Origin of the sequence: Chromatocurvus halotolerans, assembly GCF_004340525.1 — a bacterium.
Lineage (GTDB): Bacteria > Pseudomonadota > Gammaproteobacteria > Pseudomonadales > Halieaceae > Chromatocurvus > Chromatocurvus halotolerans.
Genome location: NZ_SLWX01000003.1, coordinates 231,995 through 248,248, shown reverse-complemented (window position 1 = coordinate 248,248; position 16,254 = coordinate 231,995). Strand labels below are relative to the sequence as shown.

Here is a 16,254-nt window from a genome sequence, read left to right as displayed (position 1 = left end):
TGAATGACCATGTGATTTCTCGTTTCCATGGGTGTCAGTTTAAGTTTACATTCTGAGATGTCAAGTTTAATTAACAACATCAGCACCAATTTCTGCAACCAGCACCCGCACCAGCATCGGCTGTGATGTCTTGAGCTCACGGACGCCCTGGAATCCCGCGTCTCTCAGCATCGCGGAGAGTTCCTGGGCGCTGCGCGGACGACCGCTGCCCATGGCCAGCAGGTAGAATCCGAAGTAGCCGTCACCCACCGGCTCTGCGCCCGGCGTCTGCGCCATGGGCTCGGCAATCATGACCCGACCACCGGGACCCAGCGCCGCATGTGCGCGCGACAAAAGTTCCCGCACCGGCCCGTCGTCGTGATCGTGGAGAACGCGAACGAAGGAAATCAGGTCGGCACCTGGCGGCCAGGCATCGGCAAACATATCGACGGACGCTGCCGTGGCTCGCGCCGCCACGGCAGCGTCAGCCAGCCGGGTCGCGGCGCGCTCCGCAACCGCCGGCAGATCCATCACGGTGCCCTGAAGGTGCGGCCAGCGGCTGAGTGCGGCGGCGAGGAACACACCCTCACCCCCGGCAACGTCCAGCAGACGGGTCGCGGACTTCATGCTTACCGCATCGAGAATGTCGCTGGACAGCATGGCCTGAGAGGCCGCCATCAGCTCGCTGTAGGCAGCGACCTCATCGCCGCCGATGCCGCCGCGATTCTCATTGCCGGCATACGGCCAGTAGGCCGCCAATCGGGTTTCTCCGGGGTTCGCCAGCAGAGCCAGCGGATCCGTGAGGTCGGCATACAGCCGCTCGTGATGGTTCACCATGGCCGCGATGGAGGGATTGCCGAGCATGACGGCGCCGAGATCGCCGAGGCGGTAGTCGTCGCCAGCGGGCTGCACCAGTCGCAGGGACGCCGCCGCCCGCAGCAGGGTCAGGGCAGCGGACTCCGGCAGATCGATGGCACGCGCTATGCTGGCAACGCTGCGCGGTCCGTCAGCAAGCGTCTCGAGCAGACGCGACCGTACGCAGGCGAAGAGAATCTGTGAATAAACGAAACCGGCGCTTACGTCGAACAGGGTCCGGGCCCGACGCCGCGCCAGGGGGCGCGTCAGCGGAAAACGTGCCGCGGCGCGCTGGAACCGCGGACTGCCCAGAAGGCGATCACGCCAGGTGAGCATCCATTCCCCCATGCCGCGTAACCTTTGCTGCGTCGTTTCTGAGGAACCCTCCCCGGCACTCACCTCTGTACGCATCAGGCCGCCTGCACCACCAGCCCCTTGGGCAGAAAGCGTCGCGACTGATTGCGCACCAGCGCCTGCAGCTGCTCCCGGCCGGGGCAGGCGGGCACCGCATCAACACTGGCATCGACCAGCTCACGCAAGTGCTGTACCGCACCCTCGAGACCGAACTGACGCACCGCACTGGGCCTGTCCAGCGCGACATCCTGCCCGGTCGGCTTGCCGATAACGCTGGCATCCGCTGCCGCATCCAGAATATCGTCGGCAACCTGGTAACTGTGTCCGATTGCATCACCCAGCGGTCGCCACAGCGCAGGATCCGCTCCGGCAACCGTCGCACCCGCACAGGTAGCCGCAATGAACAGGGCACCGGTCTTGGCCTGATGGTAGCGGGCGAGGTCTACCTCCGGCTCACATTCCCAGGCCTGACCGGCACAGATCCCCATCGGCGCACCGACGCCGCCGGCGATGCAGGCCATCAAGGCCGGCAGTCGATGCGCCTGCTCCGTGGCCACCGCCGCTCGCGTCAGACTGCTGAAGGCCTCGACAATCAGCGCATCACCGCAAAGCAATGCCAGCTGTTCGCCGAATTTGTGATGCACGGATGCCTTGCCGCGACGCTCGTGCGCGTTATCGAAACAGGGCAGGTCGTCATGCACCAGCGACGCGCAGTGCAGCAGCTCTATCGCGGCCCCCGCCGCACCGGCCAGGCCGGCATCGTAATCGCCGGTAGCAGCCGCAACCGCCAGGCACAGCTGGGGACGCACCCGCGCGCCACCCGGGAATACGGCATAGTGCATCGCTTTTGCAAGACGTGGTGGACAACCCTCCGCCGTGGCGTGATCCAGTGCAGCATGCAGAGCGCGCTCGTACACCGGGAGAGAGGAATTTCCGCTTGTCGTTATACGAGGTTCAGCCATGCGATCCACCTGAATTGCTGCTCCTGCAAGGCCTTTGCAGATTACCTGCAGGACCCACCGGAACATCGCCTTATGTCTAATTTATTTGACACCTTTATATGTAATTTAGATTAGACACTGATAAACTGCAAGCGACTTTGCGGACTTTTCACCCCGGCCGCGCCGAATTCCAGGCGGAACACGACATGCTCCAATCCGAAATCCTGCCCCACTCACCCAGCACTGGCTTTGCCGGCGCGGTAGGCATCAATGGCTACCAATGGTGGTATATCGATGCGCTGAGCGACGACGGGCGATTCGGGCTGACGATTATTGTCTTCGTGGGCAGTGTCTTTTCGCCCTACTATGCCGCGGCCAGGCGCCGGGGCCCCACCGACCCGGGTAACCACTGCGCGATCAACGCCGTGCTCTACAACCCGGGAGGTAAAAAGGTGTGGGCGCTGACCGAGCGCGGTCGCAGGAACCTGATCCGGGATGAGACGCACCTTCAGGTGGGTCCGAGCGCGATACACTGGGACGGCAAGCAGGTGTCTGTCGCCATCGACGAGATTACGGTCCCGCTGCCGCGACGTCTGCGCGGCCAGGTGCGCCTGACGCTGCCGTGCATCAGTCGCGAGGATTACGCCATTGATCACCATGGGCGGCACCGCTGGTGGCCCATCAGCCCGGCGTGCCGGGTGTCGGTGGAGCTCGAGGCTCCCCGACTCTCGTGGCAGGGCGAGGCCTACTTCGACAGCAACCGTGGCAGCGAGCCGCTGGAGGCCGGATTCACGGACTGGGACTGGTCCCGGGCAACCCTCGCCGACGGCAGCAGTATTGTGCAGTACCACACGCGCCCACTGGACCCGAGCACAGCCGCAACTGCCCTGGCCCTGCGGTTTGATGCACAGGGGAACGTACAGCCGATCACGCCGCCGCCGGGGATGACACTGCCCACAACCGGAATCTGGCGCATTCCCCGCCAGACCGGGGCAGACACAGCGAGCGGGACACGGGTGCGACGCACCCTGGAAGACACACCTTTCTATGCCCGGTCCATGCTGGAGACACAGTTACTGGGAGAGACCGTCACCGCGTTCCACGAAAGCCTGTCGCTGGATCGCTTCCGCCAGCGCTGGGTACAGACCTTGTTGCCCTTCCGCATGCCTCGAAACACACGCCCTGTCCGGGGCGGTGCCGGCTGAAGCCCGACATCCGGACGAGGAAACCGCGGGATCAACCGCTGCCGACTCCCTCAGCCGGCCGCTGAACGGCGCTCGTTGTCGCGGGCATCCAGTGTGCCTGACGATCGTTCGCGGCGCTCCAGGTCCTGAAGCAGTGCCAGCATCCAGGCAACCTTGCCCTCATGCTCGACCAGTGAGCTTACGCGGGGACCGGGGTGCGAATTGACCGCCTCCACCAGGAAACGGTTCTCCCTGAGGACAGGTGCCGACACCGCGCCGGCGTCCAGCAACGGCAGGCCCGCGAGTCGCGTAAGGTGCCAGAGCTTGCGCTGTGGCGGGACCACAGCGCGCTGGTTAACGCTGTCGTAATCCAGGCGCTGCACCTCATTGCCAATCGCCGAGTACAGCAGGCGCGCCGCGTACATGCCGGGGCGGCAGCGCAGCGGCAGACAGGTCAGGCCGGCATCCGCGCGCCGGTAGAGCTTGTCGGCCACGGTAAGAACACGGCGGGTTACGAGAGTGAGCCCGGCACTGTGCTGTGGCGCCCGGACAAACGCCGCCGGATCGATTCCCGCCTCGCGCAGCCACGACGCGGGCAGGTAAAGCCGTCCGTTGCGGGCGTCCTCGCCCACGTCCCGGCTGATATTGGTCAGCTGCATGGCGACACCCATGTCCGCGGCGCGCGCCAGAACGCTGGCATCACGTATTCCCATGATGACCGCCATCATGACACCGACAGAGCCGGCTACCCGCGCCGCATAGTCGAGCACATCCGACAGCGTCTCGTATTCACGCTCCGCCGCATCCCAGGCAAAACCCTCCAGAAGGGCATCGAGCAGGCCCCGGGGCAGACCGTAACGCACAACAACGGAGGCGAGCGCGCGATCCGCAGCGTAATCTTCGGGAGCGCACGCGTAAATGGCGTCGAGGCGACCGTGCAGCATTTCCAGTGCCAGATGCGGGGCGCCGCTGTCGTCGACCGCATCGTCCGCCTGGCGACAGAATGCATAGAGCGCGGTGGCAGCGTCACGACAGTGGTATGGCAGAAAGCGGGATGCCGCGTGGAAGGAACGCGACCCGGTCTTCAGCAGGCCGCGGCAGGCGGCCATGTCGGCTTCGCGCAGCGGCGGTGGGGTATCAGCGGAAGGTATTGACATGCGGCACAATGGTATCAAGAACACGTGCAGAGGACAGTACGCCGGGCATTCCTGCACCGGGGTGGGTGCCTGCACCCACCAGGTACAGATGCCTGACATCCTCGCTTCGATTATGCGGCCGGAACCAGGCGCTCTGCCAGAGCACCGGCTCGAAACTGAACCCGGCACCCCGGAAGGACAGCAGCCTTTCTTCGAAATCCAGCGGCGTCATGACGCGGGACGTCACAACAGCGTCGCGCAGACCGGGGAGCATTGTCTCCTCCAGCCGGGCCTCCACCGCCTGCCGATAGGTTTCCGCATGCTCCCTCCAGTCGACGTCCGCATCCAGATGCGGCACCGGCGCCAGCACGTAGAAACAGTCATGCCCCTCCGGCGCCATTGACGGATCGGTGGCACTGGGCCGGTGCAGGTAGAGGCTGAAGTCCGCGGTGAGCTTCTTGTGCTTGAACACGTCTTTCAACAACGCCTTGTAGCGAGGACCGAGCACAATGGAGTGGTGCGGCACCTCCGGGTACTGCCGCTTTGTGCCGAAGTACCAGACAAACAGCCCGTTGGAGGACCGCGAGCGCTCGATACGCTTGTTGGTCCAGTGACGGCGGTGCTGCTCCGGCACCAGGTGCCGATAGGTCCATGCCGAATCGGCATTGGAAACCACCAGATCTGCCGGGACGACCTCACCGGAACGCAGTCGCACACCCTTTGCAGCGCCCTCCTCCACCAGAATCTCTTCCACCTCTGCATTCATCCGCAGCTGGTTGCCCTGTCCGCGAATCAGGTCGACCATTCCGTTGATGATGCTGCCGGTGCCGCCCATTGCGGAGTGCACGCCCCACTGCCGCTCGAGAAAGGAAATAAGCGTATAGACAGACGTCACGGCGAAGGGGTTACCGCCAACCAGCAAGGGGTGAAAACTGAGCACAATGCGCACGTAGGGATCGCTGACGTGTTTTGCTACCTGGCCATACACGCTGCGGTATGCGCGCAGATGCAGCATGTCCGGCAGAAACTTCAGCAATTCGGCGAAAGTATCGAAAGGCAGGTGCCCCACCTTCTCGAAACCGACCGCATATGCCTCTTCGCTGGCTTTCATGTACGCGTCATAACCCGCGACGTCGTCGGGGTTGAAGCGCGCAATCTCGGCTTTCACGGCCTCCGGATCGCCGCCGTAATCGAACACTTTGCCGTCGTCAAAACGGATGCGGTAGAACGGCGACATCATGCGCAGATCGACATCGTCCTCGAACCGGCGACCACACATGTTCCACAGTTCGCGCAGCAGGAAAGGCGCAGTGACAATTGTGGGGCCGGCGTCGAAAGTAAATCCGTCCTGGCGGAAAACGTAGGCGCGGCCGCCAGGGGCATCCAGCTTGTCGACCACGGTAACGCGAAAGCCTCGCGCGCCAAGGCGTATGGCTGCGGCCAGGCCGCCAAAACCACTGCCGATAACAACGGCGTGGGGTGCATCGGGACTGGCAAGCGGAACTCGTGGCGTTTCAGGAAGAGGGCTGGTCATGGGCTAGGCACTGCATCGTACGGAGTCGGGAAGAGAATAGCAGCATGGTGCGGGGTTTCACACCCGGTTTGGGCTGGGGCGTAGCTCCCGGGTATTTTTGCGCCCTGCCGCCGCCCTCTCACGCGCCCTCCCGGGTATTTTTCGCTCCGATCCTGGCGTCTCACGCCGTCCCCCTTTTCCCGCGGACTCGCCGAAATCCCATCCATGGGGGCTCGGCTGCGGCCGTCCTGGCCGCAGACGGTCCGCGGGAAAAGGGGGACGGCGTGAGACGCCTGACACGGTGCAATGCGGGGCTGCATGTGCTGAAGTTGGAGTTGCCTGCCACGGAAGCGACGCGCAGCGGATGCGAATCCAACGTGCGGGCGTGAGGTCTGGCGGGGGCGGGGCGGTGGACCGCCCGATCAGGTCGCGGGTTGCGGCGGGGACGATGGCGGGGGTTTCCGCGAGCACTGTTCGAGTCCCGGCAATCGCGCAGCGATTGCGGTCGAGTTGCGCAGCGGCCGTCATCGTCCCCGCCGCAGCGACCCGGGCAGCCCACCGCCCCGCCCCGCCCCGCCAGACCGGGAACAGTGCTCCACAACCTGTAAAGCAGGGCATCAGCCCAGCAACCCGACTTCCGCCGCCGCCTCTTCCACAAATCCGACAAACTGCGCCGGATCCTCCTCGTGCCCAAGGTGCCCCAGCTCGTGCACGATACGCAGACGGGCACAGGCAAGGCGCGCCTTGAGAAAGCGAGCCTGCGCAGCGGGCACCGCGCGGTCGTTCACGCAGGCCACCAGGTACAGTGGCGTGTCGAGTTCAAGAAGATCCTGCTCCAGCGTCGCGAGGTCCCAGTTGGCCATCATCGCGAGCACCCCGCGTATGTGACGCGGCGACTGCGACAGGCTCTGGTAGTGAACGAGGTCCAGCGAGGCGCTCTGTGAGCCGGTCTGCTCAATCAGCCTATCGACCATCGGTGAACGCCTGGCGCGTCGTGCCAGCAATCCCGGCAATATGGGCAGGGCGGCGAGCGCGCGTGCCGCGCGCGGGAATACCTTGCCCATCAGGCCTTCGAAGGGCAGTAAGGCACCGTTGAATGACACGATCGCGGCGGGCCGAATCAGACCATCCAGCGTCATGCGGATCAGGACTGCCGCGCCGGCCGAGTGCCCGACCACCAGCTTCGGCTCCACTCCCAGCGCATCGAGCAGACTGGCCACCAGCGCGGCCATGCCGGGCAGTGACTGCTGTCCGCGCGCGGCGGGATCGGTGTAGCCGTGTCCGGGAAGGTCCGGCGCGATCACGCGAAAGTGCTGCGCCAGCAGTGGCGCCATGCCCGCCCAGGAGTGGGTGGCAGCACCGGTACCGTGCAGCAGCAGGAGCTCGGGGCCTTCGGTGCCGAGCTCCTGCACATGCCAACGCAGTCCACCCGCCTCCACGTAGCGACTTGCCGTGCGATTGGGCCACTCATCGTGAATCTCGGCGAGATCCCCGCTCATCGGCCGGACGCCAGCTGCACGCTGTCGCGCAGCATCGCTGCGTCTGCATGGGGCAGCGGCAGGTAGCGGCCATCCAGCGCGCGAGCCAGGGCTGCGGCATTCGGGTGCGGACGCGGCGAGGTATCAATCACCATGGTCGGGACACGGTAGCTGCGTAACACCGCGGCAGCCGCCAGCGCTTCCTCAAAGGCCTGCTGACGGCCCGGTTTCCCGGCGCGGGTAATATTGGCGCGAGCATCGGTGAGCAGAACCACACTCGGCGTGCCGCCGCGTCGCTGGATCTGCACGGCGAGTTCACCCGCCGCGTCAATCGCACTCGCGAGAGGAGTGCCGCCGCCTCCCGGCAACGCCGAAAGATTGCGCTTGGCGCGAACCAGCGATCGCGTGGGCGGCAGCAGCATCTCGGCAACCTCGCCCCGGAACGCAATCAGGGCCACCTGATCGCGGCGCACGTAACAGTCATTCAACAGAAGTTCCACCGCACCCTTGGCTTCCGCAAGGCGATGCAGCGCCGCGGAACCGGAGGCGTCCACAGCAAAGATAATCGTGCTCTCGGTTCTCTCGCGGAATCGGGTGACACGGAAATCCGAGCGCCGCACGATGATCCCGGGACCCTCAGCATTGGCCGCGGCATCCTGTTCGGCGCGACGCAGGCGCTGCCAGGGCGCCGCCGTCCTCAAGGTGTCGATCAAACTGAGACGCGCGCCGCTGCGTGGATCGCCAGGCATGGTACCCATGGGACGCCCGCGGGCGTTGGAGCGCTGCTGGACACCCGAGCGCCCTGAGGTCGAGTTGCCGCGACTGCGCTGCACCAGCCCGGATTCAATGCTGGCGAGCAGGGCCGCAGGGATGGCCGCCGTTGCGGCCTCGAGAATACGATCCTCCAGCGGCTGCTGCCCGGGCTGGTCGTCATCGTTTTCTCCGTCACTGTCCTCGTCATGGTCCTGATCATCGTCATCCGGGTTTTCTGGATCATCGGCCGAGTCATCAGCAGGATCGTCCTCCGGCGGCTCGGGTTCCGGCGGCGACTCATCCGGCTGTTCCTCCTCTTCATTTTCCTCTGGCGGCGGCGCAGGAGCCCGCGTCGCACGTGGCGCCAGCACAAGGCGCGCCGCGGCGTCGAGATCGCTGGCCTCGACGATTTCACGATCCGACAGCGCCGCGACCGCGCGCGCGCACGCCAGCGCAAACTGACAGGCCCGCAGGGAGTCGATGCCCAGCATGGCGGCGGTGGCGCAGATGGCTTCCAGGGCGTCATCGTTGACCATGACCCGGGGATAACGCTCACGTGCCTCGGCGATGGCCTCGGCACTGAAGCCCGAGGCGTCGAGGTCCCGTATGCTCAGGGGCGTAAGATCAAGGTGGAACGCCAGGCGATCGCGCAGGACGGGAGACAGCGCCTCGTCATCGGCCTGGCCTTCATCCAGGGCAATCAAGGCGAGGCGAGCCGCGACGTCGCCGTTCACACCTTCACGTGCCAGCGTCAGCTCGCCCCGGTCCAGCGCGGTTGCCAGGTGGGCAACGGTGCTGCGCGTCGCGCGCTCGGCCATTGCCAGCAGAGCGAAGCCGCCATCACACTCGGCGAGCAGGCCGCGTTCGGACACCGGCAAGCCGGCCCGCAGCGTCGCCGCCAGGTCGAGTCCGCCAAGCAGCCGGGATTCCGCGATATGCAGGGGAATACGCCGCACCGGTCGCTCCGGCGGCAGGCCCTCGCGCCAGGCTTCCAGCCAGGTATCGCGAACCGGGCCCGGACAGGCGCGCAGGGCAACGCCCCCCAGGGTATTCGGTGCCACTGCAGTGGCGGCGGCGGCAAGCACGGCGTCTTCCCACAGCGCCGCCATCCCGGCGGTGGGCGTCATATCGGGCTGACTGGGAACTGCCGCGGTCACGCTGCGAACAACTCCTCCATGGCGCGGGTGATGCGGGCACCGGAACCGGCCTCATCCAGCGGGTCGCGGCGCAGGCGGTGGCGCAACACCAGCGGGGCAACGGTCTGCAGATGCTCGGAAGTCACCTCTTTTGCCCCCTCAAGAGCGGCCAGCGCGCGGGCGGCGCGTATCAAAGTCAGCTCGCCGCGAAGCCCGTCCGTGCCCAGCGCAATACACAGGCGCGCCGCCAGCTCGACGACGCTGTCGGGCAACTCCACCTCACCCAGATGCTCGCGGGCATTCTGTATCTGCTTGCGCACCTTGCCTTCCTTGCGCTGGAAACGCTTGATGAAGGCCGCCCGGTCGCGATCGAATTCATCGCGGGAGCGCACAATGCTGATACGGGACGTGAGTTCTGTCGGCGTCGCCACATCCACCGAGAGACCAAAGCGATCCAGCAGCTGTGGCCGCAGTTCGCCCTCTTCCGGGTTGCCGCTGCCAACCAGGACGAAGCGGGCCGGATGGCGGATGCTCAGGCCTTCGCGCTCGACCACGTTCTCCCCGGAAGCCGCCACATCGAGCAAGGCGTCGACAATGTGGTCCTCAAGCAGATTGACCTCGTCGATATAAAGAAAGCCGCGGTGGGCACGCGCCAGCAGCCCTGGCTCAAAGGCCTTTTCACCGTCGCGCAGGGCGCGCTCCAGGTCCAGCGCGCCGATAACGCGATCTTCCGTGGCGCCCAGTGGCAGGTCGACCACCGGCATGGGTTCGCTGCGGACTTTTTCCTTCCCTGCATCCTCACCCGGCCGGCACTGTGCACACAGCCCAGGGCGCTCTGCGTCGGGAGCGCAGTTATAGGGGCAGCCCCCCACTACGTCCATTTTTGGCATCAGTGCCGCGAGTGCACGAATCGCGGTGGATTTGCCGGTGCCGCGATCACCGAACACCAGAACGCCGCCGACTTCCTGGTCGACCGATGCAATCAGCAGCGCGCGTTTCATATCGTCCTGGCCGACAATGGCCGAAAAGGGGTAGGCAAGCGCCATAATAGAAAGAGTATCCCTGTTGCTTGTGACTGAAGCCGTGGTGTATTGGCCGGGTTTCCGCCATGCAAGGTGGCGATTCCGGCAGCTCGGACTGTCAACCTGGCGCAACACCCCTCGGCGTCCTGATCTTTTACCCGCAGCGCCGCCGAAACTCAAGCGCCGTCGGCAAACATCGGCGTTTTTCCCTCACACGGAAAATCCCATGCGGGCCCGAAGGTTATTATTTGCTATCCTGTTGAGTTCACTGTGTCCAGGTTACGCCCAATGTCAGAACCGCTGCCACCCGCATTCGATGCCGACACCAGCGACTGGACGTCGCAAGGCTGTGGACGCGTTTCCTATTACAGCGACACGTCTGCCCCCGCGGGCAGGCCTTTGCTGCTGTTGCACAGCATCAATGCGGCGCCGAGCGCGATGGAAATGAAGCCGCTGTTCGAGCACTACCGGGGCAGGCGTCCGGTCTACGCACCGGATCTTCCCGGCTTCGGCCAGTCTGAGCGCGGAGATCGCGACTATTCCCCGGCGCTTTATGCCGACACTATTCGCGGCTTTCTTGCTGAGGTCATCGGTGAGCCCGCGGATGTCGTGGCGCTGTCGACCAGCTCGGAATTCGCCGCTCGCGCGGCGCTGGCCAGCAATCACGTGAGGAGTCTTGCGCTGATCTCTCCCACCGGCTTCGGCGCCCGCCCGCGTCCCTCAAAAAAAACCCGCGATCGCCTGTTCCGTTTTTTCAGCACACCGATTGTCGGCAGCGGGCTGTACAAGGCGCTCACCGTCAAACCCAGCGTGCGCTATTTCCTCAACATGGGGTTTGAGGGGCGGCCCCCTCGAGAGCTCGTCAACTACGCACACCGCACCACCAATGTGGCGGGAGCGCAGTTTGCGCCGTTCTGCTTTCTCTCCATGCGCCTGTTCACCGATGATGCCCCAGGCACGCTGTATCACCGTATTGCCGCGCCGGTGCTCGTACTGTACGATCGCGACCCGAATATCAGCTTCGAGCGCCTGCCCGAGGTGCTGGATCAGCACGACAACTGGCGCTCAGTACGCATCAGTCCGACGCTGGGACTGCCGCACTGGGAGCAACCTGAGCAGACCTTCAACGCGCTGGACGAATTCTGGAATACCCCCGCGGGGGAGTAGACGCCCCGGTGGCCCCCACCGGGCAGATCGTGCAGGACATCGCTGTAATGCGATGCTAGGCTTTCGCATCGACCCGACCGATCCGTCCGTCAGAGATCTTCCATGACAGCACAGCTACCCGGCTCGCCGCAGCGACAGCAGCGTATTGCACTGAGCAACGAATGGCATGCGCGACCCAATCTCAGCCTGCCACCGCCCTTCCGCTGCGCCCACGTTGTCGCGTTGCGCAGCGAGACCACCATCGAAGAAAGCCGCCAGGCGTTCGGAGCGTTCTGCAGTGAGCACGGCCAGGGCCAGCCCGCGGCAGACAGTCGGCACCACTCCGTGCAGATCGGTTCCTGCCTGATCAAGTGGGAGGGCCACACAGAGGCTAACAGCCATACCCTGCTCGTACCGGGAAACGGCCAGCCACCTTTCTCCGAATCCGCGATCGACTTCCTTGACGGCGGCAAGCGTCGGGAATTGCTGGAAAACATGTTTATCGGCGTCAAGATCGAGGTGCTGGGCAGCGGCGCCGGCGATGGCAAGGACAATGTCGCACTGGCGCAATCACTCCTCGGGGCGCAGTCAATCTATGGCGGCGCCATGGCCGAGAGCTGTGCCGAGGTATGGTCGGCCTTCCGCCTTGATGCCGAGGGCTTCGTACGCATCGTGGTTATCGACCGCGGGATCAGCGAGGAGCGCCTGGCGCGCCTGCTGCAGCGCCTGCTGGAGATGGAAACCTACCGCATGCTCGCCATGATGGCCCTGCCCCGGGCGCGGGAGGTGATGGCGGCGCTGGGCGACCTGGAGCCACAGCTTGATGACGTCATGCGGCAGCTGGCGCGCAGCACCGTGGACGATACGCAGGAAGAGCTGCTGCGGCGAATCACCACGATCTCTGCACGGGCAGAGCACATCGCCGCAGCGAACGCCTACCGCTTTGCCGCAGCAAGAGCCTACTACGGTATCGTCGATCGGCGTATCAGGGAAACCCAGGAGCAGAAGCTCGGCAGCCACCAGCGCTATTCGAACTTTCTGTTGCGATCCCTGCAGCCCGCCATGCGCACCTGCGATGCCGCCGAGCGCCGCACCCATGAAGTGGCGGAACGCGTCGCGCGGGCAGCCAATCTGCTGGGCTCCATGGTCGACATGGTGCAGAAAAAGCAGAACCAGGACATCCTGGAAACCATGGCCGAGCGTGCCACGCTGCAGCTACGGCTGCAGCAGGCGGTGGAAGGCTTCTCGATCTTCGCGATCAGCTATTACGCCGTCGGGCTGCTGAGTTATGCCCTGAAATCCGCCAAGTCGGTCGGTGTGAAAATCGACCCGGATCTCGCCACCGGCATTGCCGCACCGCTGGTCTTTGTCGTTGTCTGGCTAACCGTTCGCCGGGTGCGGCGCCGTCTGCACAATAACGCATGAAAACCTGCGACGTTCTGATTGTGGGGGCCGGCATCATCGGCCTGTCCATTGCCTGGCAGCTCCGCCGCCGCAGCCACCTGCGCATTGTTGTGTGCGATCGCGGACCGGGGGTTGGCGCTGGTTCGACCGGCGCCTCCTCGGCGATCTGCCGCTACCGCTACTCTGCCGACAACATGGTGCAGCTGGCGCGGGATGGCATTGGCGTTTATCAGCAGTGGAATGCCTACCTCGGCCAGACTGACACGCGCGCCATATTCCAGCGGGACGGCGTTCTGTGGATGCCCGGCGAGGACGCCGGCTGGGCCGAGCGGGAACACACGCGACTGTCCGCACTCGGTGTGCGCACGCGCATGCTCAGCGACCGTGATCTGCAGACGATGTTCCCCGCGCTGAATCCCTGCCCCTTGTGTCCCGACCTCGCTACCGCGGAAGCCCACGACTGCAAAGCGGGCAACCGCCATCTGCTGGAGACTGACGGCGGCTGGATGGATCCCGTGAGTGCCGCGCAGGACACCGCCGACGCCCTGCGCCGCGCCGGTGTCGGGCTGCACTACAACACAGAAGTCACCAGTATCCGCTCGCAGGGCGGCCGCGTGACCGGCGTCACTCTCGGCGACGACGAGAATATCGACACCGATCTCGTGATCAACGCCGCCGGCCCGTGGTGCAACGCGGTCTACCGGGCAGCGGATGTAGAGGCTCCCATGCAGATGGATCCAGTGCGCATACAGGTTGTCCACCTCGACCGACCGAAAAGTCTGGCGGGCAAACTGCCGGTCACCGTGGACATGGCAGCGGGCATGTATTTCCGCACCCAGAACCGGGGGCAGCAACTCCTGGTCAGCTCGGTGCGCGAGGAGGACGAGCGGGAAACCGTCGACAACCCGGATGATTTCCTCACCGTCGCTGACGATCGCTTTCGTGCGGAAAAGGTTCACCTTCTGCAGCACCGACTGCGCGGTTTTTCGGTCGACGGCAACGTCCGGGATTACTGCGGCCTGTACACGGTCAATCAGGTGGACGTGCATCCCGTGGTCGGGCCCTGGGCGCTGGATGGTTTCTGGGTGGCCAATGGCTTCAGTGGCCATGGCTTCAAGCTGGCGCCGGCGATCGGAGCACTTGTCGCGCGCGCACTGGTCGGCAGCTGCGGCGACTTTGACTGCGCGATGGACCCGGCATACCTGTCACCCGACCGCGAGCCGATCCGGGCGGATTCACGCTCGGTGCTGGCCTAGGCAATCCCGACACACCTCGTTCGCAGAGACCAGCGAGGCCACCTCAGCGCACCACAAAAACCGACAGATCCGTGTGGCTGGCGAGCCAGCCGGCATTCGAGGCAAACACATAATCGCGCAGCCCCGGAACATGCGATGCGACCACCAGCAGATCAACCTCCAGCTGGTGGAACGCGGCTGACAGAGTCCTGTCGAGCTCGACCGCCGGATCATCGCAAACGCGGACATGAGGCGTGAATATGACACCATGGCGGGCGCTGCACTCGTCGGCATAAGCGGTGAGGCGCTCGGCAAATGCCTGCGGGTTCCGTGCCACGGCGCCGGGCGATGGCGAGGTCACGGCCACCAGATGCAGCGACGCGCCGAAGGCGCTCGCCAGCGTCGACGCCGTGGCCATGGCCTTGGCCAGCGTTTCCGGATGCTCGAGATCCACGGGGACGCCGATGCGTTGATACACGGCTCATGCCCTCCCGACGGGGTCAAGCAGCTTCAGCTCTGCGCGCAGTCCGCGATGCAGACTCACCACCATCAGCAGCATGATCGCCGCGAACGGAAATGCCGACGCGAGCGCCAGCGCCTGCAGGGAGCTGAGCCCGCCGCCAAGCATCAGCGAAACCCCCAGCAAACCGAGAAAAATGCACCAGAAAATTCGCTGTCCTACCGGCGTTTCGATCTTTCCGCCCGCCGTCATGGTATCGACGATCAGCGAGCCCGAATCCATGGAGGTCACAAAGAAGATAATGACCAGCACAACGCCAAGCAGGGATGTGGCCAGGGTGAGCGGAAACTCCTCGAGAAAAACGAACAGCGTCAGTTCAGGCTGGAACTCCCGCACCGTGGCCGCGACCTCCTGAAGACCCTCCAGAAAGTACTGGTCCATGGCGGTCTCGCCGAAAATCGTCATCCACAACACGAATATCGCCGATGGCGCGAGCAGGGCCGCGACCACAAACTCCCGCACGGTGCGTCCGCTGGAAATGCGCGCGATGAACATGCCCACAAACGGCGAGAAGGCGATCCACCACGCCCAGTAAAACGTCGTCCAGTCGTGCATGTAGTAATTGTCTTCACGGCCTACCCAGTTGCTGAGCTCCGGCAGATAACGCACGTAGGCAGCGCCGTACTGGAAAAAACCACCCAGAATATCCCCGGTCGGCCCAAGCACAAGGATATAGGCACCGAGAACACCCGCCGCCAGCATGTTCAATTCACTCAGCCGCTTGATGCCCCCGTCGAGCCCCCTGAGGATCGAAATTAGCGCAATGGCCGTAATAAAGGCGATAACGGCTACCCGCAGCCAATTCTCGTTGGGCAGGCCAAAGAGATAGGCGATGCCACCGGAGGCCTGCTCGGCGCCAAAGCCGAGCGATGTGGCCAGCCCGAACAGGGTCGCGAGGACCGCCAGCACATCAATCATGTGCCCGGGCCAGCCCCAGATGCGATCACCGAACAGGGGGTATAACGCCGAACGAATCACCAGCGGCAGACCCTTGTTGAAGCTGAAAAATGCCAGCGACAGCCCCACCAGTGAATAGATGGCCCAGGGGTGAAAGGCCCAGTGATAGATGGTGGACGCCATCGCCAGCTCGCGGCGCGCGCCTCCGGTAATGCCCTCGGACGACAGCGGCGGCGTCAGCGCATGGCTCATGGGCTCGAGCACCCCGTAAAACATGATGCCGATGCCGATACCGGCGGCAAACAGCATTGCAACCCAGCTCGGATAGCCATAGCGAGGACGCGCCTGCGGGCCACCGAGGCGGATGGAACCCAGCGGCGAGACCACCAGATACAGACAGAAAAGCAGCGCAAAGTTGGCAACTGCCATGAAAAACCAGTCCAGCCGCGTGGTCAGCGCGATGCGCCACTGCCCGAACAGCTCCGCCGCGAGCTCGGGGTACGACAGCGCAAAGGCAACGAAGACCACAATGGTCGTGCCAGACACGGCGAACACCGGATTGTGTACATCGAGGCCGAAAGCGCGGATGTTGTCCTCGCCCACGCGATGATCGGAGGTGTAATCCGCGACCCCCTCGGCCCGGGCAATCGCGGAAATCTTTTCGCTATGCAGCATATACGGGGCGCTCTTTGTTGCGAACC

At 64.6% G+C, this 16,254-nt stretch carries 13 protein-coding genes; 4 read left to right on the top strand and 9 right to left on the bottom strand.

Features of this window, described 5'->3' with window-relative positions; all coding sequences use genetic code 11:
• Positions 1 to 66 precede the first annotated feature (66 nt).
• Both EV688_RS04965 and EV688_RS04960 read right to left on the bottom strand, forming a co-directional pair.
• Positions 67 to 1,245: a methyltransferase gene (locus EV688_RS04965; protein ID WP_240624332.1), complete on the bottom strand. Its 1,179-nt coding sequence runs from the start codon at positions 1,243 to 1,245 to the stop codon at positions 67 to 69.
• Positions 1,245 to 2,150, bottom strand: a complete 906-nt coding sequence (locus EV688_RS04960) for a polyprenyl synthetase family protein (protein WP_117317538.1) — start codon at positions 2,148 to 2,150, stop codon at positions 1,245 to 1,247. The genes EV688_RS04965 and EV688_RS04960 overlap by 1 nt, the downstream gene beginning before the upstream one ends.
• A 185-nt stretch (positions 2,151 to 2,335) precedes the next feature.
• Between EV688_RS04960 and EV688_RS04955 the strand changes: the two genes are divergently transcribed.
• Positions 2,336 to 3,334 carry a carotenoid 1,2-hydratase gene (locus EV688_RS04955; protein ID WP_205686603.1) on the top strand — a complete coding sequence of 333 codons (999 nt, stop codon included), beginning with the start codon at positions 2,336 to 2,338 and terminating at the stop codon, positions 3,332 to 3,334.
• A gap of 50 nt (positions 3,335 to 3,384) precedes the next feature.
• Here the strand turns inward: EV688_RS04955 and EV688_RS04950 are convergent, their stop codons facing one another.
• From EV688_RS04950 to bchI, 5 genes are all read right to left on the bottom strand, one after another.
• Entirely contained in the window at positions 3,385 to 4,470 is a 1,086-nt protein-coding gene (locus tag EV688_RS04950) for a phytoene/squalene synthase family protein (protein WP_117317206.1), read from the bottom strand.
• On the bottom strand, positions 4,451 to 5,983 hold the full coding sequence (locus tag EV688_RS04945; RefSeq protein WP_117317208.1) for a phytoene desaturase: 1,533 nt from the start codon (positions 5,981 to 5,983) through the stop codon (positions 4,451 to 4,453). Before EV688_RS04945 ends, EV688_RS04950 begins: the two co-directional genes overlap by 20 nt.
• A 596-nt stretch (positions 5,984 to 6,579) precedes the next feature.
• A complete protein-coding gene (bchO, locus tag EV688_RS04935; protein ID WP_117317211.1) occupies positions 6,580 to 7,461 on the bottom strand; it encodes an alpha/beta fold hydrolase BchO in 882 nt (293 codons plus the stop codon).
• Positions 7,458 to 9,350, bottom strand: a complete 1,893-nt coding sequence (locus EV688_RS04930; RefSeq protein WP_240624333.1) for a magnesium chelatase subunit D — start codon at positions 9,348 to 9,350, stop codon at positions 7,458 to 7,460. The genes bchO and EV688_RS04930 overlap by 4 nt, the downstream gene beginning before the upstream one ends.
• Positions 9,347 to 10,375, bottom strand: coding sequence for a magnesium chelatase ATPase subunit I (bchI, locus tag EV688_RS04925; RefSeq protein WP_117317212.1), 1,029 nt, complete (start codon positions 10,373 to 10,375; stop codon positions 9,347 to 9,349). The genes EV688_RS04930 and bchI overlap by 4 nt, the downstream gene beginning before the upstream one ends.
• A 264-nt stretch (positions 10,376 to 10,639) precedes the next feature.
• On the opposite strand from bchI, the gene EV688_RS04920 reads away from it, so the two are divergent.
• The 3 genes from EV688_RS04920 to EV688_RS04910 all read left to right on the top strand — a co-directional run bounded on the left by EV688_RS04920 (position 10,640) and on the right by EV688_RS04910 (position 14,157).
• Positions 10,640 to 11,518, top strand: coding sequence for an alpha/beta fold hydrolase (locus tag EV688_RS04920; RefSeq protein WP_117317214.1), 879 nt, complete (start codon positions 10,640 to 10,642; stop codon positions 11,516 to 11,518).
• Between the two features lie 102 nt (positions 11,519 to 11,620).
• The gene (locus EV688_RS04915) at positions 11,621 to 12,922 is read left to right on the top strand and encodes a DUF3422 domain-containing protein (RefSeq protein ID WP_117317216.1); all 1,302 of its coding nucleotides are present in this window, start codon (positions 11,621 to 11,623) and stop codon (positions 12,920 to 12,922) included.
• Positions 12,919 to 14,157 carry an NAD(P)/FAD-dependent oxidoreductase gene (locus EV688_RS04910; protein WP_117317217.1) on the top strand — a complete coding sequence of 413 codons (1,239 nt, stop codon included), beginning with the start codon at positions 12,919 to 12,921 and terminating at the stop codon, positions 14,155 to 14,157. Before EV688_RS04915 ends, EV688_RS04910 begins: the two co-directional genes overlap by 4 nt.
• Before the next feature lie 43 nt (positions 14,158 to 14,200).
• Here EV688_RS04910 and EV688_RS04905 read toward each other — a convergent pair whose 3' ends face one another.
• Together EV688_RS04905 and EV688_RS04900 are read right to left on the bottom strand one after the other, a co-directional pair.
• A complete protein-coding gene (locus EV688_RS04905) occupies positions 14,201 to 14,614 on the bottom strand; it encodes a universal stress protein (RefSeq protein WP_117317219.1) in 414 nt (137 codons plus the stop codon).
• A 3-nt stretch (positions 14,615 to 14,617) separates the two neighbouring features.
• The gene (locus EV688_RS04900) at positions 14,618 to 16,228 is read right to left on the bottom strand and encodes a BCCT family transporter (protein WP_117317221.1); all 1,611 of its coding nucleotides are present in this window, start codon (positions 16,226 to 16,228) and stop codon (positions 14,618 to 14,620) included.
• Positions 16,229 to 16,254 lie beyond the last annotated feature (26 nt).